A 26580-nucleotide genomic window follows, 5' to 3' on the forward strand; every position below is an offset into this window, starting at 1 on the left:
ACTTCGTTTTCAAGAGAAGTTTTCTAGAACATTCTGCCGCCTGGACGACCACCGCCAAAACCGCCATTGAATGGACGGCCATGGAAGTTTGGACGGCCACCAGGACCACCGGGACCACCAGGACCTTCAGGTCCACCCCTACGGGCATCCTTGCCTCCGAAGAGATTCAGACGGTAAATCACGTGCAGCATCGCATAGCTGTTGATGGCGTTATACTCCGTATCCGTACGGGATGTAGCAGAAATGGCACGAGAGAAGGTGCTCTGCTGGCGGAGAATATCGTAGAACTGCAGCATGATAGTAAGAGGCTTGCCCTTCAGGAAACCCTGAGAGAGCTGCGCATTCCATACAAACTCATCCGTATTCATGCTGCTGTCGCTATAACCGCGGCGGCTGCTGATAGAGAGGCTTGAGTTCAAGCTGGTTCCCCAAGGCGCTGTAAGCGTCATGCTAGGACCATAAGAGAACTGCCAGGTATTGAGGTTGCTGTTAGGCTGCAACTTGTTTGTAGCATGGTTATAATTCAATGTTCCATCGAGCGAAAGCTCCAGCCAGTTGTTGCGATAGCTGAAAGAGAGGCGCTCTCTCCAAGTAGTACTGCGGGTGGTATTCTTCTGGGAATCAGACTGCTTGTCGAGACTCAGATAACTTACATAGTTGTTGTAACCCAAGTAGGTATCGGTATTCAAGTTCCATACACCAGCACTATCGATAGAGCAGTTGAACATAAAGGCTCCCATCACATTCCAGTTGCCATTGATATTCTCAGGTCGGGTGATTCTACCACCAGTCTTCTCATCGTAGGTCACCTTGTTGCTGATGCTATTGTTGGTGGTAGAGAAGTGGATGAAGGTCATGACACCCTTGTTATGGTTCTGCACGAAGTTGTTGTAGAACAACCGGAAGTTCTGGGTGAACGATGGCTTCAAGCCAGGGTTACCCTTCGAGATGTTCAGCGGGTCGCTGTTATCTGTGATATCAAGCAACTGAGAGATGCTTGGCTGCGAGGTAGTACCACGATAGTTCACGCGCAGGTTGCTCATCTTTGAGAAGCGATAGCGGAAATCGAGCGTTGGACTCACATTCACCACATTGCGAACGGTATCTACATGCACGCCCTGATAATCCTGAATATACTTCGACTGCTGTGGCTGAACCATCACACCGAAGTTCAAGTTATACTTCTGACGGACGAATCGCATCATCACCTGGATATCGTGATTGTAATTGCGATACTCAGAGAAACGGCTCTGATCATCATCCTTGTAATCTTCGAGATGACCGGCAAACGGATTCAGGTAACTATCCCAACCACGGTACTCCTGATCACCACTCATAGCATACTTGCTGAAATCGTAGGTGCTGCGGTCGCTCTTGGAGTAGCTGTAAGTAAACTTATAGCTGAACTGCAGGAAGGTTGCCTTCCAGAGTGGCTCACTATAGGTCAACTGGCCCGCATAGCTGTAATTCTTCGAAGGAGTCAGGTTATAGCGGTTGGTCTGATAAGTAGAATCCTTACCCTCCGCTGTCTGTACGAGATAGAGTTTGGCATTGTTGAGCGAGATGCTCTTGCTGTCATTATCCGTATATTTGGCATCCACACGGAAGGTGATGTTACGTCCCTTGTTGCCCAACTTGCGGTTCACCTGCAGCATACCCCTGATATTGTTATTATCAGAATAGGTGATTCCGTTAGTCAACTGACTGTTCACCATAGCCTCAGCCTTGTCCAACTCCTCAATACCTTCTTCAGAAAGAGGGTCTTTGGTGGTAATGGTATAAGGATCCTTGTTGTAAGAAGCCGACTGGCTGCCACTCAATCCATCGCTGGTACTCCAGGAGATGGAAGGACGGAAGAGGATATTGGTCATGGAATCAGGCATCCACTCCAAGCGGATGTTACCATTCCAGCTGTTGCTGCGAGAGAAATTCTGAGTCAAGCTGTTGCTGAACGAAGAGCTGCTACCCATGAAGTTCTCGCTGGAACGACGGCTCCAAATATCGCCATCGCTGTGATTCCAGCGAAGTGAAGTATTGAACTTGAATTTATCCTTCAGTTCGTAATTGTAGTTGGCGGCTATCATCTTACTGGCATTCAAACCGTTAGCACCTCCGAAACCTCTGCCAGGGCCACCGCCTCCGAAACCACGGTCGCTGGTGTTATTGGCATTGGCAAAGAGCATGAATCGGTTGTTATCATTGAAATAACCGCCCATGCCACGCATATTGTAGCGGCTCTTGTTGCCCACGCCCAGGTCGATGTTGGAAATCAAACCCTTGTTCATACCCTTCTTCACACCGAAGTCGAGCACGGTCTGCTCCTCACCATCATCAATACCGGTCACCTTAGAGAGATCACTCTTCTCATCGTATGCCTTGATTTTCTCGATGATGCTGGTAGGCAGGTTTTTCAAGGCAGTCTTGGTATCGCCGGTCATAAACTCCTTGCCGTCTACCAGAATCTTCTTTACCTCCTTACCATTAATCTTGATAGTACCATCATCGCTCACCTCTGCACCCGGCAGACGCTTTACGAGTTCCTCTACTACAGAACCTTCCGGTGTGCGATAGGCAGAAGAATTGTACACGAAAGTATCCTCCTTCAGGGTTACCTTCTGAGCCATGGCTGTTACCACTGCGCCTTTCAGCATGATAGCCTCAGCACCCAGCACAATCTTACCCATAGCCAGATTCTTGTTATCAGAAATTTGGATACGCTTCACGGTAGACTTATATCCTACACTCGAAATCTTGAGCAGATATTTGCCATTTGCCGGAGCAGCGACATGAAAGAGTCCGTTCTCATTGCTGATGGCACCAGCTACATACGTGCTGTCGCTCTTAAGCAATTGAACAGTTACCTGCTCAATGGCCTCCTTGGTATCGCGGTCGGTAATCTGACCGGATATCAGTCGCTGTTGAGCAAAGGATGCTATTGCCATCAACAGCAGCAGCATCGTCAGAATCGATTTTTTCATTCTATTTTTAATTTGTTATTATTTCCAACTATGAGTGTTTTCACACATAATCGCTATGATATTCTATTATCATTTTTGTTACTCGATTGTTTTGACGCGTTAAATACACCAAGGTTTAATGCATTCTGAGATAAAAAACGCAAATTTAGCAACTTTTTTTTTGTATTGTCTCCATTTTAGTGTATCTTTGCACAAAAATTAATACGTTAGAATGTTATGGAACAAAGAGTAATCATATCAACCCAACTGGAAAGCGAACTGGTAAGTGCACTTTCTGAGTGTGAGCACGACAAGCTTTTTGTGCTTACAGATACTACGACATTGGAACTATGCATGCCTGTATTGCAGAATTTTTACTGCATGAAGGAAGCCCATATCATCACTATTCCGGCTACCGACAGCCATAAAGACATCGAAAGTCTGATGATGGTATGGAAAGGACTGCAGGAGGGAGGTGCTTCACGCCACTCCTGTATGATTAATCTGGGCGGCGGTATGGTAACCGACCTGGGTGGCTTTGCTGCCAGCACTTTTAAGAGAGGTATCAACTTTATCAATATCCCTACCACCCTGCTGGCTATGGTAGACGCATCGGTAGGTGGAAAGACAGGTATCAACTTCGGCGGACTGAAGAACGAAGTAGGTGTGTTCAACGATTCTAAGTTCGTTATTCTCGATACAGAGTTCCTGAAGACGCTCGATGCAGAAAACATCTGTTCGGGCTATGCAGAGATGTTGAAACACGGTCTGATTTCTACAGAAGCCATGTGGGAAGAACTGGTAAGTTTCGACCTCGACAAGCCTGATTTGAAGCAGTTGCAGCGCATGGTAGGCGACAGCGTGAAGGTAAAGGAGCGCATTGTAGAGCAGGATCCTCACGAGCAGGGCATCCGCAAGGCGCTGAACCTGGGCCATACTTTCGGTCATGCATTCGAGAGCTGGGCTTTGAAGCGCAAGCCTATCCTGCATGGTTACGCGGTGGCATTCGGTCTGATTCCAGAACTCTATCTGAGTGTTGCCAAAACCGGATTCCCTACAGAGAAGATGCGCCAGACCGTAAACTTCATCAAGGAATTCTATGGTACACTGGATATTACCTGCGATGACTATGATGAGCTCATCGAGCTGATGCATCATGACAAGAAGAACCAGAATGGCATCATCAACTTCACGATGCTGGGCGGCATAGGCGATATCCGTATCAACCAGACAGCTACGACAGAAGAGATCAAGGAAGCACTCGATTTCTTCAGAGAAGGATAATTCAGCTAAAGAATCTTTCTTCAGAGAATCCCTTTAAAGAAAGATAGAGCGCTTCGGCTTTCCGGTTTCGGTAAGCGGGAGCTGGTTTACATGAAGGTATTCTCTAGGAATCCAATATTTATGATCAGATAAGAGGCGGCGAACAGTCGCCTCTATTTTTTCCATATCCTCATCTTCCGTCAAGAGGACAGCAATTTCTCCAAACTTCCCGTCTTTCTTCTTGGCTATCATGAAAGGTTTTTCGAGATAAGGCTTCAAAAGGGTTTCAACCTCTTCTATCTGAATCTTGATGCCTCCGCTGCAAATCACATTGTCTTTTCTGCCTTTGATGCGAAAACGGAGTTTTTCCACCTTATTATATATATAGGATTCTATTTCCACAATATCGTTCGTTACCAGGGGTTCAGCACAGACTTGCGGAGCATCTATCACCAGACATTCTTCATCGGTCTGACTGATTTTCACACTATCGAAAGGCTGGTACCATTCGCTGGCCTCATCACCATTAATTCTTCTCAGGGCAATATGCGAGAGCGTTTCGGTCATTCCGTAGGTACTCCAGATGGCAATATCGCCGGGAAGAGCTTTCAGTTTCTGTTCGAGAGCCTCATCTATGGCTCCGCCACCGATAATAAGATGCCTGATACGGCAGAGACGAGCCCGCTCTTCAGGAACCTGTAGGGTGTTATAAACCTGCATCGGGACCATCGCAGCGAAGGTAATCTCTTCATTTACATCTTTCAAAGGATGCCCACTTGGGCAAACAGAAATAAGATGGAGATGGCGCTCTATACTCCGCACCACCACCATCTTACCTGCAATATAATCGAGCGGCATGCACAACAGGGCTCTGTCGCCAGGCTTCAAACCCAAGAAATCACAAGTGATGCGGGCTGAGTTGAGCATTCGCTTCTTCTCTACCATCATCGGCTTGGGCTTTCCCGTGGAGCCACTGGTATGAACAAGCACCCGGTCGCTACCGTTATTCCATTCTGAAAGAAAATCTTCTAAAGTCATTTTACTACAAACAGTTTGTCACCACGAATCTCCAAAGGCATCGGTATATTATCAGTAAAGAGCTGTCCGGTGCCCAAGCCTTGCGGCATCTTGACATTAGGACCATATACTTTAGCTGCATAATGAGCAATAGCATTCAGACCGATATTACTCTCAAGAGCAGAAGTAATCCAACTGCCGATACCACGCTGGTTAGCCAGTTCTATCCACTCGTTGCATCCATAGATTCCACCATGAAGTGAAGGCTTGAGGATGATATACTGAGGACGGACGGTATCGAGCAAAGCCTGCTTCATACTCCGGACATTCACACCAATCAGTTCCTCGTCTAGGGCGATAGGAAGCGGTGTTTCGCGACAAAGTTGAGCCATCTTAGGCCACTGATGCTGCTTGATAGGCTGCTCAATCGAATGAATGTCATATTTAGCCAAAGCCTCCAGCTGGCTCATTGCATTCTCCGGCAAGAAGCCACCATTGGCATCTACACGCAATTCAACCTGCTCCTTGGTATACACATCACGGATGCGCTTGATGAGATCGAGTTCCTTGAAGAAATCGATGGCACCAATCTTCAGTTTCACGCAATGAAAACCCGCCTGGAGTTTTTCCTCCAACCGAGCCAGCATCTCCTCATAGGTTCCCATCCACACCAAACCATTGATTGTGATACCTTCTTCACCTCTTCCGAAAGGAGAATCGAAAAGATTGACAAGATTCTCCATTCCCATAGGAACAGAGACTCCCTCCTCCTTCAGTATTTCGACAGAAGTCTTTCCCTCAGACAGATTCATTGCCCCCAGCTTCTTCTTTGCTGCATCAAAGAACGAAGCGAAGGCGGTTTCGAGGCCGAAAGTGATGCTTGGATAAGCACGAATCATATCGTAAGGAATGCGTCCCATCTGCTCTACCATCTGACAAACCTGTCGCAGGGTCATCTCATATTCCGGTTTGGCATCGCAACTGAGATCAGGGAGCGTAGCACACTCTCCCACTCCCTCTACCCCCGGCATTTCGTCAGAGGTGAGAGTGAGATAATAACTGTGTCTCGTGGTATAAACCCCACGAGACGTGCCTGCCGGCTGCTTGAAGTGGAGCGTGCGCTCCGAGATTTCTATCTTATACACTTTATTTAAATGTTAAGTGTTGAATGTTAAATGTTAAATTTTTCTTGCCACTTACTTCTTCTGTTTCAATTCATACAGATCCTTGCGGCGGTCGCGAAGATTTCTTACAGCACCGTAGGTATGAAGCTCATTCAAGAGGTTCAAGTCAACATCCGATACGAGAATCATCTCGGTATTAGGTGTTGCCTCAGAACGCTTGCCATCGTTAGGGAAAGCAAAGTCGCAAGGGGTGAATACGGCACTCTGGGCATACTGGATATCCATGTTGTGAACACGTGGCAAGTTGCCCACACTACCCGCAATGGCTACATAGCACTCGTTCTCGATAGCACGCGCCTGGGCACAGACTCTTACTCGAGAGTAAGCATTCTGGGTATCGGTCATGAATGGAACGAAGAGAATCTGCATGCCATCCTCAGCCATTAATCTTGACAACTCAGGGAACTCCACATCATAGCAGATAACGATACCAATCTTACCGCAATCGGTATCGAAGGTCTGGATATGGCTACCGCCACTCAATCCCCAGCACTTCTGCTCATCTGGTGTAACATGAATCTTTTCATACATATCCACGCTACCATCTCTGCGGCAGAGGAAGCCCACATTATAGAGGGAATCGTCCTTGAGATAAGGCATACTACCCGTGATGATATTGATGTTGTAACTGATGGCAAGTTCGCGGAAACGGTCACGGATTTCTTCGGTATACTGCGCCATCTTTCGGATGCTCTGCGCCTCACCCAAGTCGTTGAAACGAGCCATCAAAGGCGCATTGAAATACTCAGGGAAGAGAATGAAATCGCTCTTGTAATCGCTCACGGAATCTACGAAGAACTCAACCTGTTCGAAGAGGTCATCCACCGAAGCATATGGGCGCATCTGCCACTGTACCAATCCGATTCTTACGGTTGGCTTGCGGTCTACATAAGAATCCGTAGGTGGCTGATAATAGATGTTATCCCACTGCAAGAGGGTGGCGCAGTGTTCGCTCTCCTCATCGCTAGGAAGATAGTTGCGGATCACACGGCGTACATGGAAGTCGTTGGAAAGCTGGAAGGTAAGAACCGGGTCATAGATTTCACGGTTTCTTACATGCTCGATATACTCCTTAGGGCGCATCTTATCGGCATACTTGTGATAGTTTGGTATACGACCGCCAAACATGATAGCCTTCAAGTTGAGCTTCTCGCAGAGTTCCTTGCGATACTCATACATACGGCGAGCCAGGCGCAAACCACGATAATCAGGGTGGATAAATACCTCGATGCCGTAAAGAATGTTTCCATTAGGATCGTGGGTATTGAAGGTTTCATTACCCGTAACCTGAGCATAGGTATGATCGCCCTTCACCATATTATAATTGACGATGATAGAGAGCGCACAGCCCACAATCTTATCATCAACGATAATAACCACCTGTCCCTCAGGAAAGATAGTAATGAGTTTCTTAATCTGTTCTTTTGTCCAGAATACATCTGAGTCTGCGTAAATACGCTTAAACGACTTGGCAAGCTGATCGTAATCCTCCATGCGAAGGTTGCGCATGCCTACCTTTTCGATTTTTCGAGTTGGTTCCATAACAACTGTATTTTTATTATTATCTAAATCCGGCTGCAAAGATACAGCAAATTATAGATACGACAAAGAGTTTTCGCAAATAATTGACATTTACGAAAACTCTTTTCATGTATTTTACACAAAGAGCGCGTTTACGCTTAAAATCAGATGCTAATATTTGGCATCTTCCTGTGGAATCGCTTCATCATGATCATCCAGATAAAGCAACTTCACAGGATGATACTTCTCACTTGCCACAGAATATTCATCCTGGCGATAACGGGTCAGGATGCCTCCTATCCCCAACATCGTATGAAAAGCCGAAAGACTCGTCTGTACCTGTTGGGTACGATGACCAGACAAAGTTTTCAGTATTCCCGGATATTGTTTTCCATAACCATCTGATGTCCAGATGATGAAAGGAACATGCAGCTCATAATCAGATGCCTTCGGGGCGGCGTGCAGAAAGAGACGACGGTCATCATCAAAGATATTCTCTCCATGGTCGCTGGTATAGAGCATCGCTGATGTAGGTTGGCTATATACCCCATCCGTCCTTGCCTGAGTCTTCTCCCATTTCTGCAGACGTTCTACGATACCATGCAGGATATAATCGGTATACCGGATGGTATTATCGTATGCATTCAGCAGGTCACGCCGGTTCCCCGGCTTCGCTTCGCTCTTACTGTCAGGTTTAAAGAAAGCGAAATTACGGGGATAGCGCTCCTGGTAATTAAAGTGAGAACCATAAGTATGAAGTACCACGAAGAGTTTCCGATAACGGTATTGCTTGGATGAAGAAGCATCTGCCGCAGGCAATATCCCATCCAACTTCTGCAACAAATCACTATCATAATGATTATCTTTTGCAGAAGCACCTTCCTTCAGGAAGTAATGTTCATCAGCCTGTTCGCCAAGGAAATCAATAAAAGAATGATTAGGCAGCTGATTGCTGATAAATACGGTATGAAATCCCGCCTCCCTGAAAGCAGCCAGGATACCTTTCTCATGAAAGAGACGTTCGAAATCCTCTGCTGATGCAGCCGACAGGAGCATAGGAACACTCTTATGCGTAGTATTACTCTGGGTTGTAGCATCGGGAAAAGCTATGATTCCAGGAGTCTTGGAAAGCAAAGGATTGGTATCGCGCGGATAGCCATAGAGACTGAAATTGTGGGCTCTCGCCGTCTCTCCCACCACCATCACATACACCTCGGGAGCCTCAGCATCGTGCTCGCTCCTGGCATCAAACCTGAAATTCCTGCTTGCCTCCCTGTAATTCTCTGAAGCCGCATCACGCTCGAAAGCAAGATAGAGATTATAGCAAACGTTAACAGGATAAAGCTGGTTGCGCAAGCGATAATCATCTACAGCCACATAGCAAGCCAGCAGACAGAATAAACCGACAGCAGCTATCTCCAAAGCCCAACGACGCACTCGATGCTGGAGTTGAACCACTATCATCCCTTTCTTGCTGATATTGACAATAGCCAGAACCAGCAAAGGAAGATAAACCACAAAAACACCCACCACAGCAGGCAACAGATTACCAAGCAGTTCCTTCACCTCGCCAGGATTGGTAGTTACAAGATTCAGAAACATATCTACCGCTATCACTCCCGTCCCGAAGAGATAAAGCAATACCAGTTGGAAGGCAGCGAAAAAAACAAAAAGAAAAGCCCACCAGATCATCTTACCCGGGCATCTGGTTAACGAAAAGAACCACATGTAGAGTGCCAAAGGCAGCAACACATTGGCACCACAAGCCCAAGGAGCCAGACATTCGGTATAGCACAGAGCTATATTAGGCAACAACAATGCTACCACAGCATACCCGTAAAGGAATGCGCCCGATGACACCTTATTATATATAGGCAACACCACCTTATTATATATATCCGTAAAACTGTTCATTCTACTTATTCATTAACACTTTAAAGAGCATTATCAAACTACATAAAGAGCATTATTACTAAAACGCTTCATTGATATTGAAGAGAAAACCAGACTGACCCGACTTACCGAATCCATAATCCAGACGTACATTCACATTCTTCTTAAATTCCCAGCGATAACCTACACCGGCATTCGGCAAAATCTGTTTAGAGCGCAATGCCGAGAATTTTGGGAAGATGGTTCCTGCTCCAACCCACACTACGATGCCATTACGCTTCCATACATGTTGGCGCAACTCAACCGTAGCTTCCAGAGAATGTTTATCGCGATAACGGCCTTCATAATAGCCACGCATGGAATGAGTACCACCCAATTCAGCCATCATTCCCCACGAAGGATTACCAAAGTTGAGGTTAGCCCCAATGTCCTCGGCAAGAACCGTTCCCTTACCCAGTCGCTGATAGGCATCAAAACGAAATGCAGTCGTACTGAAAGCATAATCATTTCCCATAAATCCAGGTCTGAACATCTGATTGATATTCAGATAGATACCACGATGTGGATTTGTAAGATTATCTCTGTTATCATATACCAGAGAAACACCAGCTCCAACATTCCAAGTATGCTGATCCATGCCTTGCAGTAATTCCGGATGCTCAATATGTTTACCTATTACATAGTCATAACTCGCCATCGGTCCGATATAGAAATTATCTGCTACACGAAACAGGAAGCTAACTTCAGCCTGAGCCTGCCAACGCTTCATGTCACTCTTATTGGCATCGTTATCGCCCATCTCATAGCCTATTCCCCAAAAATCAGAGGGAAAAGAATAGAAATAAAGGTGATAATCGATGCGATATCTTCCTTTAGGAGCAATATGGTTACCACGGACACCCAACATATAGAAACCTACAGAACTGACATCACCATAAAGCGAGACATTAGAAGGAGGAAGAATACTGTCATTCGGATCAGTACGGTATAGTCCTGCTGCCACCAATCCCAATCCAAACTTGGTATCAGAGGCATAATGAGGACCACCTATCACACTAAAATCGAAACGCTTATGCTTCTTGTTTTTGTTGGAATCATTAAAGTAGTCAAGAATCCGGTTCACCCATGATTTTCCGGCATGTAAAGCCATCGTATCCACCTTCTCTGCAGATGAGATACTATCGGTTACAGAAGGCTCAGAGGCATAGCTGCCCAATGCCAACATCATAATAAGTATTGTCAGAATATGCTTCATTTTGTCGATTTTATTATTTTAATACACCAATGCTACATTATCAATCCACAAGGTATTGCCTGGAGTTCCGATATAGGCTCCACCATCGGATGAGGAGAACTGAAGAATCAGATGAGTAGGTGTTTCGTTAGCACTCGCCCATCCTACTTCTTTTACCGGCACGCTCTTACCCTTGCTGTTACGGGCATAGTCAGTGGATCGCAGTCCCATAGTAGCAGCCTGATAACCTGCCATGTGGCGGATATCGCCATAATGGATTGTATAGGTAGCATCTTCCACCCATCTATCGGTACTCTTTCCGAATCTGACTACCATCGTACCCACACGTTTAGCTGTTATATTTCCCTTAGCATCTTCATGCCGTTTCTGCAGATAGAGCACAGCTATAGCATGATCTCGACCTGCAACCGTAGAGGCTCCGCTAAATCCATTCTGCTTGATACGATTGGCTGCATTAGGAAAAGAAGTCTTATAATCAAAGCGCAAAGCCTTAGGACGTGCGGTGAATGGTATACCCCAATTGATGGCTTTAGGACCATCCTTAGTACTTGTTATCGGCTCACGAACATCACCCAGAAAGAGAGAACCGGCAGCCAAGACCTTGATATTGATGAGTCCCAGCACTTTTACTTTCTCAATATGGGTTACCAGTTTGGCACAATATCCACTACCATGTTTATCACGAAACACAGAGTTATTCGTCTTATAGATGCCCGATACATGTGCCAGGACATTAGAGGAACCCCAAGGCGAACCACCCTTATTGGTATAAGGAATATTACCATTGATAGTCATATTAGGTCCAACGGCATAAACTTTTTTCTGATTTCCTCCAATAATGCCTGATTCTTTGATATTCCTGATTACCCAGTGGTCCATATTACCATATTTAAAAGGAACCACCTTTTCCTGTCCCTTAACGGGAAGGCACGACAAAGTAGCAACCGCCATAACGATGCCTGATTTTATTATTTTCTTCATATCTGTTTCTTTTATATATCATTAAGGCTGCAAAGATAGAAAAATATTTTCTAGTTTTCAGTTTTCTTCGACATAAAGCATAAAAAATTAAGAAATAATAATATATTTACTGCATTTTAATTGCCATAAAACCAAAAAAGTCCTGCATTTGCTGTTATAAACAAATACAGGACTCCTGATTCAATATACAAAACAGAATCTCTTGCACCGGTTACAATAGAGACATGCACCGGTTACAATAAAAACATGTTCCGATTACTCCAAAAGCTATTATCGGTTTGAATACATATTATCGTAATACTTCTGGTAATCACCCGATGTTACGTTATCCATCCATTCCTGGTTATCGAGATACCATTTCACGGTTTCCTCGATACCCTCCTCAAACTGGAGAGATGGCTCCCAGCCGAGTTCCTTCTGCAACTTTCTAGAGTCGATGGCATAACGCATATCGTGACCCTTTCTGTCTGTTACATAAGTGATGAGATCCATATCCTCGCCTTCCTTTCTGCCGAGCAATCTATCAACAGTCTTGATTACCACCTTGATGATGTCAATGTTCTTCCACTCGTTGAAACCGCCGATGTTATAGGTCTCGGCTATCTTACCCTTGTGAAAAATCATATCGATGGCACGGGCATGATCTACTACATACAACCAGTCGCGCACATTCTCACCCTTACCATATACTGGCAATGGCTTGCGATGACGGATATTGTTGATGAACAACGGAATCAACTTCTCAGGGAACTGGTATGGACCGTAGTTGTTAGAGCAGTTGGTCACGATGGTAGGCATACCGTATGTATCGTGGAAAGCACGGACGAAGTGGTCTGAGCTTGCCTTAGATGCTGAGTATGGAGAGTGAGGATTGTACTTGGTAGTCTCTACGAAGAACTCCTCGCCGTAAGCCTCGTGGTTCTTACCGCTTGATGCCTTGGTGGTGAAAGGAGCAGGAATACCCTCAGGATGAGTCATCTTCAATGCACCGTAAACCTCATCAGTAGAGATGTGGTAGAAGCGCTTGCCCTCGTAAACCTCAGGAAGACTCTCCCAGTAAATCTTGGCAGCCTGGAGCAGAGACAGGGTACCCATCACGTTGGTATGAGCAAAAGTGAATGGATCCTTGATACTTCTATCTACATGGCTCTCGGCAGCGAGATGAATGATGCCATCCACCTTGTAGTCCTGCATCAGTTTCAACATCAGGTCGAAATCGCAGATATCACCCTTAACGAAAGTATAGTTAGGCTTGTCCTCGATGTCCTTGAGGTTAGCCAGGTTGCCTGCGTATGTCAACTTGTCGAGGTTGATGATGTGATACTCAGGATATTTGTTCACGAAAAGTCTTACTACGTGTGAGCCAATGAAACCAGCACCGCCCGTGATAATGATATTCTTCATTTCAATTAATAATTTATAATTTATAATTAATAATTATTTTGCTGCCGCCAATTCAGCGATGCACTTCTTCAAACTGTCAGTCCAGTATGGCACCTTGAATCCGAAAGTCTGCTTCAGCTTACTCTTGTCAAGTACAGAGAAGTGAGGACGCTTCACTGGACTAGGGAACTCCTCGCTGTAGCAAGGCTGTATATCGCAGGTATTTCCGCTCAGTTCGCAGATAATCTTAGCGAAATCAAACCAAGAGCAGACACCCTCATTAGAGAAGTGGTAGATGCCCGTCTTATCCAACTGGTCAGTTTCGATGATATGTGAGATGACAGCAGCCAGGTCGCCAGCGTAAGTTGGAGTACCCACCTGGTCGAAGACCACCTTCAGGGTGTCGTGGCTTGCCGTGAGACTCTGCATGGTCTTCACGAAGTTCTTACCCCACTGCGAGTAGAGCCATGCTGTACGGATGATGATATGCTTGCATCCAGTAGCTTCAATACTCTTTTCGCCTGCAAGTTTCGTTTTACCATATACCCCCAAAGGATTCGTTTCCCAATCTTCACGGCAAGGTATATTCTTATCGCCCTGAAAAACATAGTCGGTAGATACATGAATCAAAGTACCATCTACCTCCTTCATAGCCTGTGCCAAATTTCCCGCAGCAGTGTTGTTGAGCAGATTAGCCAGATCGTAATCTGTTTCAGCCTTATCTACGTTGGTATAAGCAGCGCAGTTAACAATTACCTGAATATCATTCTCCCTCACCTTTTCTCGGATAGCGTCAAGATTGGTGATATCCAGTTTTTCATAGCCTTCAGCCACATCGGTGAAGACAAACTTGTGATTGCTTTTTTGGGCACAGATTTGCATTTCATGTCCCAATTGACCATTAGCGCCTGTTACTAATATATTCATTGTTTTAATATTTTATTCAATATAATATTTTAAAGTCTACTTACCATTTCCCTCTACACATGAAGAAAACTGATATTTTCTCTCGAAATCTATTTCCTACTACCTATATATATAAATCCATTCATCTATATATAAATATGTGGCAAAGGTAAAAAAATAATTTGAGTTGACCAAAGAAAAGAAAAAGAAAAGAGAAGAAACTAACATATATTAAACAAAGACCGCCACACTTTTTCACAAAAGCATGGCGGTTTTCCCTAAAACATAATAGATAAGCTTTGCCTTTAAGGGCAAACTTGAATCATCAAGTAGCCTAGTCTATTACCAATCCTTTTTTCCCTAATATAAACTAAACCTGTTTTCCTATTTAAATCAACATACTAAATCAACAAAAGGAATTTTCTTATCATTAAATACTTTTAGAAGACTTGAAGTGGTAATTAAACCATTAAAACTACTGTTTTCTGATTTCGTTTGCAAAGTTATATCATTTTTTTCAAAGTTGTATATCTAAGTAGTATTTTGGTAAAAAATCAGCCTACCAAAGAAACAGATAACTCATTAAGAATCAGACGCTTTAATATATTAACTATTTTTATCTAAAGTAAATGGCATTATATGAAAGGAAATTTGTATCTTTGCACCACAAAACGGACAAAAGGACAAAAATAACATTTAAAAGACAATTTTATTATAATTATAAAGAAGCATTAAAGATGAAACTACTTATATATTTACTTCTTTTGCTTACTATGCCATTGGCTGCTCAAGGCAAAACGGACGAGAAGACTTTATTGGATCGTATTGACAAGATGATTGAAAACGACCAATATTATCAGGGAATCAAGGAAAAGGAATTGAAACATCTGAAGCGGCAAGCTTATGAAGCTGAAGACAACCAAACCCGACTACTGTTTCTTGACAGCATATATCATGCCTATAGCGCTTACCGCTACGATTCAGCATACGCATATATGAAACAGGGGCTTGAATTGGCAGAAAAATGTCATAACACCTATTATATCTTACGCAACCAGATAAACCAGGCGTCAATACTTTCGGTAAGGGGTTTTTATAGCAAAGCAGAAAACATACTCAAATCTCTCAATCCTGATGAGATGCCATACCAGTTGAAGCTATACTATTACTTCACATACGCCTGGCTCTACAGCTATTGGGAATCATACTCCAAGAACTCAGATTACGCCGAAGAATTCCGTGCCCAGAAGAAACATTATATGACCCTTCTGATACAGAGTTTCAACGAAAACAATAAGCATAACGTCTTCTATCAGTATCTCATGGGCGAATACGCCTATCTCCACAACCCTACCAGCAAGGAATCGCTCAACTATTATCTGAAGGCACTGAAGATGTCGCCAGCCAAATCCCGTATCCATGCCATGTCAGCTTATGGTATAGCCAGATATTACAAAAAAACCGGCAAATTCGACCTTTACGAGGAATTTCTCGTAGAGGCATCCGTGAGCGATGGATTGTGCCAACTCAAAGAAACTGTTGCGCTTCAAAAGCTAGCCTACTACATCTTTAAAAAGGATGCGAGCAACAGTAAGAGAGCTGCCAAATATATCCAGCACACGATGGAAGATGCACAGTTCTTCAACAACCAACTGCGCATGATGGAGATTTCGAACATCCTTCCAGTCATCGCTTCAGCCAACCAGCAGGCTGCCGAGCGCTCTCGTACCCGCTTTCTTTGGGGGTTCATTGGTGTAAGCATAGCGCTGGTCATCATCCTCATTCTCTCCTTAGTCAACAACCGACAGAAGAACAGGCTGAAGAAAAACAAGGCTGAGATTGAAGAACAGAACGAGAAGCAGAAAGAGATGAATGCACAGCTCACCGAACTGAACCAGCAGCTGATAGAGACCAATATCAAGCGAGAGACCTACATGCGCCTCTTTATGGACATCAGTGCGGCTTATATCAGCAAGTTATCAGATTATCGCAAACTGGTAAGCCGTAAGATCAAGGCAAACCAGACCGCCGATTTGCTGAAGAGTCTCAACACCCATAAATTGGAAGAAGAGGAATCACAGATGTTCTACAACCGGTTCGACAAGGCATTCATGGAGTTGTATCCGGGTTTCGTTACTGAGTTGAACAAGCTCCTGCTGCCAGAATGTCAAATGGAAGTTCCTACTACGCACGACCTGACTACTGAGATTCGCATCTTTGCCCTGATGCGACTGGGTGTAACCGACAGCCAGGAGATTGCCACCCTGCTGCATTACTCCACCCAGACCATCTATAACTACAAGTCTGGAATGCGGGCAAAAGCAATCAATCGCGATTCATTCGAATCTGATATCAATCAGCTTTGCCACATCATTAATAATAGTTAATAATTAATAGTTTATAGTTTATAGCATAAACCGCTTTGACAATCTTGTTCAACGGCGCAGCCTCTATAAACTATAAACTATCAACTGTAAACTATAAACTATCAACTGTAAACTATAAACTATCAACTATAAACTAGTCACGGTGTATCACGGTTCCGTTAGCCTGATGCGTAGCAAGAACCAGGACCTCAGCTATTTGCACGTGTTCTGGAGCGCTTGCAGCATAGAAGGCTACATCAGCTATATCATCGCCATTTAGAGGTTCTATACCGCGGTAAACGTTGTCTGCGCGGTTCTGGTCACCATGGAAACGGATGTTAGAGAAGTTGGTTTCAACCAAGCCCGGTTTCACATTGGTAACACGCACTTTCGTATGTGCCACATCAATGCGCAAGCCGTCTGTAATAGCCTTTACAGCCGCTTTGGTAGCACAATATACATTACCTCCCGCATAAGCAGCATCACCCGCCACACTACCTATATTGATTACATGACCATGATTACGCTCCACCATACCAGGTACAATCAGGCGCGTCATGGTTAAGAGTCCCTTGATATTGGTATCAATCATCTGGTCCCAATCTTCAAAATCGCCCTCATATTCAGGTTCCAATCCACGTGCGAGTCCCGCATTATTGATAAGCACATCCACATTGCGCCACTCCTCAGGGATGTAATCCACCGCTTTCTTGGCAGCTTCACGGTTACGCACATCGAAAGCCAAGGCAAGCACCTCAACGCCCTCAGCCTCGAGTTCTTTCTTCAGGATTTCCAACTTTCCCGTGTTTCTACCTGTAAGAATCAGGTTATAGCCGCCACGGGCAAAACGACGTGCACAACCTTCGCCAATACCGCTTGTTGCGCCTGTAATAAGAGCAATTTTATTCATATTCTTTGATACTTTGAATTATACTTAGAACTTTTGATACTTTGAACTTTATGATTAGCGAAGCAATTGAATTCTTCACTCTTCACTTAAAGAATAAGGACTCTGACCTCAGCATTCGCCATTTTCTCTATCTGGTTCATCGGACGTTTATAATAAACACTCTGGATAGCCTTGTTGATGATGCCATGCCCCACAGCAAGAACGGTCTGATCAGGATAAGTAACCTTGAGCCAGGTAAGGAAATTCTGGGCTCTTGATTTCATCTTTTCCAGCGTCTCTATGTTGTCCGGCCAATCCTTTGGATCCTTCGGCAGGTCAGGGATGAATTTACCCGTAAAATCGCCCCAATCACGCTCTCTGAGCAAGGGAGTGGTGACAACGGGATGCGAGCCGGCGATAATTTCACAGGTCTGTATACTGCGATAGAGATCGCTCGATACGAAAACATCGATAGGCGTACCCTCCATTTTCCTGGCCACTTCCTCAGCCTGCTCAATACCTTTCATATTGAGTTTTCCCGGTGTTTGTCCCTGCATAATTTGCGCCTTGTTATCCACCGTTTCACCATGGCGCACCAAATATAATTTTGTCATTGTCTTTACTTTTTCCGTCTATATCAAAAATGAGTTTTTACTTTTCCTAAGTCTATACTCCAGACATAGTTTTTACTTTCACTAAGTCTCTTTCCAAGACATCATGATTCTTATTTTGCTTACAAAATTACGGCTTTCTATCGAGACCAACAAATAATTTGCGTTAAATATAGCAATAATTAGCGTTAAATATAGCAATAATTTAAGTTTATATAAAAAACTTCTTGCTAGTTTCGGATTTCTTTCGTAACTTTGCCCCGAAATAACAAAATCAGTTTTAGTATGAAGGTAATACACAGTTCAATATTCCGCGCAGTATGCGCCATCATCGTAGGAGTCCTGCTCATCCAATATCGTGAGCAGACTGTCACCTGGATAACCATCGCCATCGGTGTTTTGTTTTTCCTTTCAGGTGTCATCTCCCTTGCCAGTTATTGGGCAGCCAAGCGCAATGCAGAGAAGATGCAGGGCCAGATTCTGTCTGATTCCAATGGTAAGCCTATCATGGGCATGATGCCTAAATTCCCGCTTGTGAGCGTAGGCAGTCTTATTCTGGGATTGCTGCTTGCCCTGATGCCTCAGGTGTTTATCGCCTGGCTGATGTTCATCCTGGCGTTCATCCTGATTTTGGGCGCTCTGACCCAGTTTGTCAATCTGGCTTCAGCAGCTAAGATGGGACGCGTAGGCATTCTCTTCTGGCTCTTCCCTTCAGCCCTTCTTCTGCTGGGGCTGCTCGCCATCATCAAGCCTTCAGCCATCGCCTCTGCTCCTCTTTTCATCATCGGTTGGGGTATGCTCATCTATGGAGTAGTAGAGCTTCTCAACGCCTTTAAAATCTCCAATAACAAGAGAATCTGGCTGAAAAACCAGCAGCAGCAGAAACAGGATTCAAAGGAGATTTATGTGGATGTAGAGGAAGTGAAGAACGAAGAGTAAAACAACGAAATCATTATATCATCATATATGAATAAAATTAAGTCTCTCTTTGCCTGGTTATGGCAAAAGTTTCGCGCATTCTGTACCTGGTACAAAGGATTGTATCAGGGCAGGGCGTGGTATACCAAGACCCTCGTTGCCTTGGCAAGTTGTATAGTCGCCTTCATCTTGTATCTGGGCGCAGTAGATATCAACTTCTTATGGCTCTTCGGCAAGTCACCTGGCTATTTCTCAGGCATCCTGGACCCACAGACCTCAGAGGCCTCTGAAATCTATTCGGCTGATGGAAAGCTCATCGGCAAGTATTTCAACGAAAACCGTACTCCGGTAGAATATGATGAGGTAACACCTGATTTCTTCAAGGCACTGGTAGATACCGAGGATGAACGATTCTACAAGCATATCGGTATCGACCCTATCGGTGTGTTTGCTGCTGCCAAGGATGCACTCCTCCATCATAACGGGCGCGGTGCTTCTACCATCACACAGCAGCTGGCGAAGAACATGTTCCGTGTACGTTCGCAATATTCTACCGGTTTGCTGGGCAAGATTCCTGTACTCCGCCTGCTCATCATCAAGAGCAAGGAGTGGATCATCGCGGTAAAACTTGAAACGGTGTTCAGCAAGAAGGAAATCATCACCATGTATGCCAATACGGTAGATTTCGGTAGCAATTCCTATGGTATCAAAACCGCAGCGAAGACCTACTTCAACACCACCCCTAAGGAGTTGACCACCGGTCAGGCTGCCGTGCTCGTAGGCATGCTCAAGGCTACCACCTACTACAACCCACGCACCAACCCGGAGAACAGTCTTGCACGCCGCAACACCGTATTATATAATATGGTGACACATGGCGATCTCTCAAAAGACAGATACAATGAACTGAAAGATGAGCCTATCAAGCTCGATTTCAAGGTAGAAGAAAACTACGACGGACAGGCTAAATACTTCCGTGAGGCAGTAGCCAACTACCTGAAAGACTGGTGTAAAGACGAAGGTTACGACCTCTATACCAGCGGTTTGAAGATTTATACCACCATCGATACCCGCATGCAGAAGTATGCAGAAGATGCAGCCCGCAAGCAGATGAAACAGGTACAGCAGAACTTCAACAATCACTGGAGCATCCGACGTACAAAGGCAGGCAAAGGCAACTGGATGGGTCAGGATCCTTGGCAGGATGAGAATCACAACGTGATACCAAACTTCATCCAGGGCATCGCCGAGCGCCAGCCATTCTACAAGGCATTGATAGCCCGTTTCCCTAACAATCCCGACTCTGTAAACTATTACTATAAGGAATGGGTTCACCCGGTTAAGGTATTCGATTATGACAAGGGCAGCATCACGATGAACATGACATCAGAAGACTCCATCAAGTATATGACCACCTTCATGCACTGCGCCTTTGTAGCCATGGAGCCACAGACCGGAGCAGTAAAGGCATGGGTGGGCGATATCGACTTCGACCACTGGAAGTATGACAAGGTAACAGCCGAGCGCCAGCCTGGTTCTACCTTCAAGCTCTTTGTTTATACCGAGGCGATGAATCAGGGTTTAACCCCTTGTGACAAGCGTCGCGACGAATATATCTCTATGGAGGTATACGATAAGAAGAAGCACGAGATGACCACTTGGCGCCCATCCAACGCCAATGGTTCGTTCTCGGGCGACAGCATCCCATTGAAGAGTGCCTTTGCCAAGAGTATCAACTCTGTGGCTGTAAGATTAGGACAGGAGATGGGCATCAAGCGCATCATCGAGACAGCTAAGAAGATGGGTATCAACAGTCCGCTGGATGACACCCCATCTCTCGCCCTCGGTTCCAGCGATGTCAACCTTCTGGAGATGGCATGCGCCTACAGCACCATTGCCAACAATGGCAAGCACCACGACCCGGTATTGGTTACCAAGATTGTAGACCACGACGGTAAGGTGGTTTACGAGGGTCCTACCGATTCCGAGCAGGTGATACCTTACAAGAGTGCCTTCCTCATGCAGCAGCTCTTACAGGGCGGTATGAAGGAGCCGGGAGGTACATCCCAGAGTCTCTGGGGCTATGTAGGCAACTACCGTGATACTGAGTTCGGTGGCAAGACAGGTACCACCAATAACCACTCCGATGCCTGGTTCATGTGTGTGAGCCCTAAGCTCGTAGTTGGTGCCTGGGTAGGAGGCGAATACCGCTGTCTCCACTTCCGCACCGGAGCCTTGGGTCAGGGATCCAGAACCGCTCTTCCTGTGTGCGGTTACTTCCTCCAGAGTGTCTTTGGCGACCCAGCCTTCCAGCAGTATCACGGCAAGTTTGACAAGCCACAGGACAGCGATATCACCCGCGATATGTACATCTGTGCAAGCTATGCACCAAAGCCAAAGGTAGATACCACCAAGGTAGACAGTACCGCCTTCCAGGAAGAGATCGTTCTCGATGACGAAGGCAACCCTATCATCCGCGAAGTTCCTGCCAAGAAGGCTGAAAGCGAATCTGCCAACGGTACAGCCACCACAGAAGAAAAGAAAGAGAAGAAGAAGGCCAAGCCAACGGAGCAGCCTGTCAACTTCGATGACCTTTAAATTTAGTTAATAATTTATAGTTTATAGCGGCTACACCGTTTAGCAAGAAGGCGATTTAATATGGCTTATGCTATAAACTATAAATTATAAACTATAAATTAAATACAATGATTGATCTCGACAACCCGGAGTTGCAGAATGCACTCCAAATCATACAGTTTACCCGTCGTTCGCTTTTCCTTACCGGAAAGGCGGGGACGGGTAAATCTACTTTTTTACGTTATATAGCCGCCAATACCAAGAAGAAACATATCATTCTTGCCCCAACAGGCATTGCGGCCATCAACGCCGGAGGAAGCACGCTCCACAGCTTTTTCAAGCTTCCTTTCCACCCGCTGCTGCCCAACGACAGCATGTATTCCGTCCGCAACATCCGCAACACCCTGAAGTATAATTCAGAGAAGATAAAGATTATCCGCGAGGTAGAGCTCATCATCATCGATGAGATCAGTATGGTTCGTGCCGATATCATCGATTTCCTGGACAAGGTATTGCGGGTATATTGCCGCAACATGCGAGAGCCTTTCGGGGGCAAGCAGCTGCTTCTGGTGGGCGATATCTTCCAGCTGGAGCCTGTGGTGAGGGAAGACGACCGTCGTCTGCTCAGTCCCTTCTACCGCAGCAGTTTCTTCTTCGATGCCAAGGTGTTCGAATACTTCAAACTCGTGAGCATCGAACTCAAGAAGGTATACCGTCAGAGCGATCCCGTTTTCATCAGCATCCTCGACCATATCCGCACGTCTCAGGTGCCCATGCAGGATCTCCAGCGCCTCAACCAGCGCGTGGGAGCCCAGCTCGATGAGAGCGATTCCAAACTTGCCATCACCCTCTCTACACGCCGCGATACGGTAGATTACATCAACGACAGCCAGCTCCAGTGTCTTCCGGGAGAGCCTTGCCTCTTCCGTGGCCACATACAGGGCGAGTTTCCGGAGAGCAGTCTCCCTACCCCTATCGAGCTTTACCTCAAGACGGGGGCTCAGGTTATCTTCATCAAGAATGATATCGAGCATCAGTGGGTGAATGGCACGCTGGGCACCATCATTGGTTTTGATGAGGATGAGGATGCCAAGATTTATGTGCGCACCGAGGAAGGCAAGGATGTGATGGTGGAGCCTGCGGCATGGAGCAACATGAGATACCATTTCAATGAGATTGAGAAAAAGATTGAGGAGGAAGAGATTGGCAGATACGAGCAGTACCCCATCCGTCTGGCGTGGGCGATAACGGTTCATAAGAGCCAGGGCCTCACCTTCAACCAGGTGAAGATTGATTTCACGGGTGGTGTCTTTGCGGGCGGACAGACGTATGTTGCCTTGTCCCGCTGCACCAGTCTCGAGGGCATCAGTCTTCAGGAGCCGTTGCGTCAGAGTGATGTTTTCGTGCGCAATGATGTCAAGCAGTTTGCCCGTCATTATAACGACCAGAGCACCATCAACACTGCGCTTACCCAGAGTAAGGCCGACAAGCAGTATCATGATGCCGTCAAGGCCTTTGACAGGGGCGATATGCAGTCGGCTCTCGACAACTTCTTCCTTGCCATCCACAGCCGTTATGACATCGAGCAGCCGCTTGCCAAGCGTTTCATCCGCAAAAAGCTGAACAGGGTGAACGAGCTTCAGGCAGAGAACGAGCGGTTGCGCGAAGAAATAAGAAAGAAGGATGAAGAGAAGGAGAAGCAGCAGAAGTTCCTCAAGCGCCTTGCCACGGAGTATGTGATTATGGGGAAGGAGTGCGAAAAAGAGGGCATGAAAGAGGCTGCCATCATGAATTACCGCAAGGCCCTCACCCTTTATCCTGAGCACCCGGAGGCGAAAAAAAGGCTTTTAAAGGTAAAAAAGTAAAAGGGTAAAAAAGTAAAAAAGATAAAACAAAAAAAAACAGGCAAAATGATTTTGCCTGTTTTTTTTATTATCTATAAGCTGAAAAGCTCTATTAACTATAAACTTTCAACTATAAACTATCATCTAGTACCATTGTACAGCGTTCGAATAACCGCTGCGCTTGTCGTATTTCAGCGCATCTGTCAGGGTGGCTGCGTTACAACGGAAGGTGAAGTTGTAGCTCGTATATGGAGCGAGAACCACAGAACAGCTCATGTTAAAACAGTGAAGATCACGAGCCAGACTGGCGGTGGTCATACTGATCTTGTGGTTGTCAAAATCATAACCGGATGAGAAACTGATGTTCCAGCCATCACTGATTCTTACGTTACCACTCATGTTCAGAGTCTGGGTAAACTTGTATGCATAGCGCATCGTCTTCTCATTGAACTTCTCTCTTCGCGTATCCTCGCGCATCGTTACACCATAACCGAAGGTCAGCGACCATGGCATCTTAAACGCCATATAACCATCTGAATCCGTTTCAGCCTTGCCGCCCTTCTTGGCTGCCGTCTTACCCTTCTCCATGCTGTCGTCTACGTTGCTCTCGATGTCGGTATCCAGACCTTCATCGTCATCATCATTGCGCTGGCTGTTCTTCTTGTCGTCCTCATCATCGCCCCCGCCAAAGAGTTTCTTCAGCTTCTCCGGGTTCAGTGTGAACGAGAAGTTCTGCGACATACCCTGGAATCGTCCGAACCTGCCCTTGCCCCACTCCGTATGGGTACCCACATAAACATTGTTCTGGTCGTCCAGCTCGTAGGCATAGGTGGCAAACACAGCGTTCATGTTGAAGGTATAGTTCTTCCACCATTTCAGTCTGAGGTTGATGTTCATATCGCTCCAAGGGCGAACCTTGGCTGCGGTATTGTAACTCATGTTGATGTCGAACGCATCGATGATACTGAGTTTCTTGTATCCGGTAGAGTCCTTATCGCTCTTCACCTTCATCTCGATGTTGTTGCCCAGGGTAAACGAGATATTACCGCTCTTACCCTTGCCCGGCGCACCATAAAGGGCATTGGCATACTTCGAGTAGCTCACCAGCGATACGTTTCCGTCAGCATCGGTCTTCTGGTAGGTGTCCCAGTAGCCGTAGCGTGAAGCTCCGAAGTCTGGGGCATAACTGAAGCTCACCGTAGGCGTAAACACGTGGCGCACAGCCTGTATCTTATCTCCGAAGAGTTTGCGGTTTGGTATGTAGAAACCATAGAGCTTGGTAGAGAGACCTACGCTCATGTTCCAGTTATACACGTTGTTGAAACCGTAGATGGTATCACATTTCTCCGTTTGGCTGGCTTCATCCCATGATCTCTCCACCTTGTTGGTATACATACGGTCGGTGAAATTGAACGATGGGTTCACGTTGAGATATTTGAAGAGCGTGAATGTAGCGCTCACCGGTATCTGATGCTGCCATCCGTTGCGCCAGTCCTTGATGAGTGAACTGTGCATCAGCTTATCCTCTTTGGTATTGATGCTGTTAGAGATGTGTCCCGTATAGCTCATGGCTATCTTCTCGTACCATTTCTCGTCGCCCACCATCTTCTTTCTGCGGAACGGATAGAAGCGCGAGATGCTGATGTTGAGGTCGGGCAGCGTCATGGCGATGGATGAATCGCGCATGTTCTGCGAGAGGTTGGCGGTGGAACTGAGCGTCATACCGATGCTTGAGAACGAGGTGCTCCAGTTGACAGATGAGGTTCGCGTACTCTGCGTCATCGTCTGCGGATTGTAGAGCGAATTGAGGTTGTTGCGTTCGTAGCTCGATGTGGCGAAGTTCACACTTGCCGAAAGCGAACTGTATGGGTTTGCCTTGCTGTCCTGGCGGTGGCTCCATTGCAGTTTGAAGCTCTCCTGCTCGGTAAAGTCTGGCATTCCCTTGTCGCCGTTCTTCGTATCCTGGTAACTGAAGAAGAAGGAACCCGAGTATTTGTATCTCTTTCGGTAGTTGCTGGCTGCCGAGAGTCCCCACGATCCCTTGGTATAAATCTCGCCCAGCAGCTTCAGGTCCCATTTATCGTTCATGGCGAAATAATATCCGCCATCTCTGAGATAGAATCCTCGTGCCGTTTCATCGCCGTAGGTTGGCATGATGAAACCGCTGCTGTAGCTCTTGGTGAACGGGAAGAAGCCGTAAGGGATGGCAAGCGGCATAGGCACATCGCACACCACGAGATAGGCTGGTCCGAATACCACATCCTTGCCCGGCCTTACCTTGGCTCGGGAGAGCGAGATGTAGAAGTCGGGATGCGGATCATCGCAGGTGGTATACCTTCCGTGCTGCAGATAGATGACTCCCGATGAGTCGCGTTTCGACTTCATACCGGTCAGGAATCCGTCTTGCTGTTCTGTATATACATTATTAATAAGGGCCTTCTTGCTCTTGAAGTTGAATTTGATGGTGTCGGTATCATAGGTATCGCTACCCATCTTGAAGACAGGTTTGCCCTTGATGCCTCCCTCCGCCGTACTATCGGGTGTACCCATCGCCTTCACGTTGCTCTTGTCCATATCCATGGAGATGCGGTCGGAACTGAGGTCCATGTTGGTATACTTCACGTTGGAGTTTCCGTAGAGATATGCCACCTTGTTCTTGGCATCGTATACGAGAGAGTCGTCCGCCTGATAGTTAACCGGTGCGTCTACTCCACCCTGTTTCTTTCTGGCGATACTGTCGAGGCGGATACTGTCATCCACCACTTTATTATGTTTCCATATAGCTTTCTGCAGCGAGTCCATCTGCGTGGTGTCGTCAGCCTGTTTCAGTTTGGGATTTATTTCGTTGCCCAGCGAGTCTACGAACACACTGTCACCCACGCTGTCCACGGTTTCCGTCTTCTCCGTTTTCTTCTTTTTCTTTTTCGAATCGGGCGTACCTGGGTTAGCCACCATCATACACGAGATGGCAGCGAGCAGCAGCATAGCTATCGTCGATTGTTTTCTCATTCAATA

At 46.0% G+C, this 26580-nt stretch carries 17 protein-coding genes; 5 read left to right on the plus strand and 12 right to left on the minus strand.

What is annotated here, in order from left to right:
- Positions 1-23: 23 nt before the first annotated feature.
- A complete protein-coding gene (locus tag FO447_RS07565; RefSeq protein WP_200758312.1) occupies positions 24-2978 on the minus strand; it encodes a TonB-dependent receptor in 2955 nt (984 codons plus the stop codon).
- Between the two features lie 216 nt (positions 2979-3194).
- Between FO447_RS07565 and aroB the strand changes: the two genes are divergently transcribed.
- Positions 3195-4241 (plus strand): 3-dehydroquinate synthase, encoded by a 1047-nt coding sequence (gene aroB, locus FO447_RS07570; protein WP_006847291.1) that lies wholly within the window; start codon positions 3195-3197, stop codon positions 4239-4241.
- Between the two features lie 33 nt (positions 4242-4274).
- Here the strand turns inward: aroB and FO447_RS07575 are convergent, their stop codons facing one another.
- The 8 genes from FO447_RS07575 to rfbD all read right to left on the minus strand — a co-directional run bounded on the left by FO447_RS07575 (position 4275) and on the right by rfbD (position 14381).
- Positions 4275-5258, minus strand: coding sequence for an AMP-binding protein (locus tag FO447_RS07575; protein WP_200758313.1), 984 nt, complete (start codon positions 5256-5258; stop codon positions 4275-4277).
- On the minus strand, positions 5255-6382 hold the full coding sequence (locus FO447_RS07580) for an o-succinylbenzoate synthase (RefSeq protein WP_200758314.1): 1128 nt from the start codon (positions 6380-6382) through the stop codon (positions 5255-5257). The genes FO447_RS07575 and FO447_RS07580 overlap by 4 nt, the downstream gene beginning before the upstream one ends.
- 51 nt (positions 6383-6433) lie before the next feature.
- Complete coding sequence (locus FO447_RS07585) at positions 6434-7963, minus strand: carbon-nitrogen hydrolase family protein (protein ID WP_117587178.1); 1530 nt, start codon at positions 7961-7963, stop codon at positions 6434-6436.
- A gap of 150 nt (positions 7964-8113) precedes the next feature.
- Complete coding sequence (locus FO447_RS07590; protein ID WP_200758316.1) at positions 8114-9856, minus strand: phosphoethanolamine transferase; 1743 nt, start codon at positions 9854-9856, stop codon at positions 8114-8116.
- A gap of 58 nt (positions 9857-9914) precedes the next feature.
- Entirely contained in the window at positions 9915-11090 is a 1176-nt protein-coding gene (locus FO447_RS07595; RefSeq protein ID WP_200758318.1) for a BamA/TamA family outer membrane protein, read from the minus strand.
- A gap of 18 nt (positions 11091-11108) precedes the next feature.
- On the minus strand, positions 11109-12071 hold the full coding sequence (locus FO447_RS07600; RefSeq protein WP_234699090.1) for a PCMD domain-containing protein: 963 nt from the start codon (positions 12069-12071) through the stop codon (positions 11109-11111).
- 270 nt (positions 12072-12341) lie between these two features.
- Positions 12342-13475, minus strand: a complete 1134-nt coding sequence (locus FO447_RS07605) for a dTDP-glucose 4,6-dehydratase (protein ID WP_200758320.1) — start codon at positions 13473-13475, stop codon at positions 12342-12344.
- Positions 13476-13508: 33 nt separating this feature from the next.
- Complete coding sequence (gene rfbD / locus FO447_RS07610; RefSeq protein ID WP_117691527.1) at positions 13509-14381, minus strand: dTDP-4-dehydrorhamnose reductase; 873 nt, start codon at positions 14379-14381, stop codon at positions 13509-13511.
- Between the two features lie 716 nt (positions 14382-15097).
- On the opposite strand from rfbD, the gene FO447_RS07615 reads away from it, so the two are divergent.
- Positions 15098-16747, plus strand: a complete 1650-nt coding sequence (locus tag FO447_RS07615; RefSeq protein WP_200758322.1) for a DUF6377 domain-containing protein — start codon at positions 15098-15100, stop codon at positions 16745-16747.
- Positions 16748-16880: 133 nt separating this feature from the next.
- On the opposite strand, the gene FO447_RS07620 is transcribed toward FO447_RS07615, so the two are convergent.
- The gene (locus FO447_RS07620) at positions 16881-17636 is read right to left on the minus strand and encodes an SDR family oxidoreductase (RefSeq protein ID WP_200758324.1); all 756 of its coding nucleotides are present in this window, start codon (positions 17634-17636) and stop codon (positions 16881-16883) included.
- A gap of 86 nt (positions 17637-17722) precedes the next feature.
- Positions 17723-18229 carry a histidine phosphatase family protein gene (locus tag FO447_RS07625; RefSeq protein ID WP_118067246.1) on the minus strand — a complete coding sequence of 169 codons (507 nt, stop codon included), beginning with the start codon at positions 18227-18229 and terminating at the stop codon, positions 17723-17725.
- A gap of 282 nt (positions 18230-18511) precedes the next feature.
- Here FO447_RS07625 and FO447_RS07630 point away from each other — a divergent pair, with 282 nt between their 5' ends.
- From FO447_RS07630 to FO447_RS07640, 3 genes are all read left to right on the plus strand, one after another.
- The gene (locus FO447_RS07630) at positions 18512-19165 is read left to right on the plus strand and encodes a DUF308 domain-containing protein (protein ID WP_200758326.1); all 654 of its coding nucleotides are present in this window, start codon (positions 18512-18514) and stop codon (positions 19163-19165) included.
- 27 nt (positions 19166-19192) lie between these two features.
- Positions 19193-21742: a transglycosylase domain-containing protein gene (locus FO447_RS07635; protein WP_200758328.1), complete on the plus strand. Its 2550-nt coding sequence runs from the start codon at positions 19193-19195 to the stop codon at positions 21740-21742.
- Between the two features lie 107 nt (positions 21743-21849).
- Positions 21850-23586, plus strand: coding sequence for an AAA family ATPase (locus tag FO447_RS07640; protein ID WP_200758330.1), 1737 nt, complete (start codon positions 21850-21852; stop codon positions 23584-23586).
- A gap of 123 nt (positions 23587-23709) precedes the next feature.
- Here the strand turns inward: FO447_RS07640 and FO447_RS07645 are convergent, their stop codons facing one another.
- Positions 23710-26574 (minus strand): putative LPS assembly protein LptD, encoded by a 2865-nt coding sequence (locus FO447_RS07645; protein WP_200758332.1) that lies wholly within the window; start codon positions 26572-26574, stop codon positions 23710-23712.
- Between the last annotated feature and the right edge of the window lie 6 nt (positions 26575-26580).

Source organism: Segatella copri (genome assembly GCF_015074785.1).
Lineage (GTDB): Bacteria > Bacteroidota > Bacteroidia > Bacteroidales > Bacteroidaceae > Prevotella.

Coding starts and splice junctions, on each gene's coding strand:
- FO447_RS07600 (WP_234699090.1), bottom strand. CDS start 12,071: ATGAAGAAAATAATAAAATCAGGCATCGTTATGGCGGTTGCTACTTTG.
- FO447_RS07615 (WP_200758322.1), top strand. CDS start 15,098: ATGAAACTACTTATATATTTACTTCTTTTGCTTACTATGCCATTGGCT.
- FO447_RS07585 (WP_117587178.1), bottom strand. CDS start 7,963: ATGGAACCAACTCGAAAAATCGAAAAGGTAGGCATGCGCAACCTTCGC.
- aroB (WP_006847291.1), top strand. CDS start 3,195: ATGGAACAAAGAGTAATCATATCAACCCAACTGGAAAGCGAACTGGTA.
- FO447_RS07590 (WP_200758316.1), bottom strand. CDS start 9,856: ATGAACAGTTTTACGGATATATATAATAAGGTGGTGTTGCCTATATAT.
- FO447_RS07620 (WP_200758324.1), bottom strand. CDS start 17,636: ATGAATAAAATTGCTCTTATTACAGGCGCAACAAGCGGTATTGGCGAA.
- FO447_RS07605 (WP_200758320.1), bottom strand. CDS start 13,475: ATGAAGAATATCATTATCACGGGCGGTGCTGGTTTCATTGGCTCACAC.
- rfbD (WP_117691527.1), bottom strand. CDS start 14,381: ATGAATATATTAGTAACAGGCGCTAATGGTCAATTGGGACATGAAATG.
- FO447_RS07575 (WP_200758313.1), bottom strand. CDS start 5,258: ATGACTTTAGAAGATTTTCTTTCAGAATGGAATAACGGTAGCGACCGG.
- FO447_RS07565 (WP_200758312.1), bottom strand. CDS start 2,978: ATGAAAAAATCGATTCTGACGATGCTGCTGCTGTTGATGGCAATAGCA.
- FO447_RS07640 (WP_200758330.1), top strand. CDS start 21,850: ATGATTGATCTCGACAACCCGGAGTTGCAGAATGCACTCCAAATCATA.
- FO447_RS07635 (WP_200758328.1), top strand. CDS start 19,193: ATGAATAAAATTAAGTCTCTCTTTGCCTGGTTATGGCAAAAGTTTCGC.
- FO447_RS07625 (WP_118067246.1), bottom strand. CDS start 18,229: ATGACAAAATTATATTTGGTGCGCCATGGTGAAACGGTGGATAACAAG.
- FO447_RS07645 (WP_200758332.1), bottom strand. CDS start 26,574: ATGAGAAAACAATCGACGATAGCTATGCTGCTGCTCGCTGCCATCTCG.
- FO447_RS07630 (WP_200758326.1), top strand. CDS start 18,512: ATGAAGGTAATACACAGTTCAATATTCCGCGCAGTATGCGCCATCATC.
- FO447_RS07595 (WP_200758318.1), bottom strand. CDS start 11,090: ATGAAGCATATTCTGACAATACTTATTATGATGTTGGCATTGGGCAGC.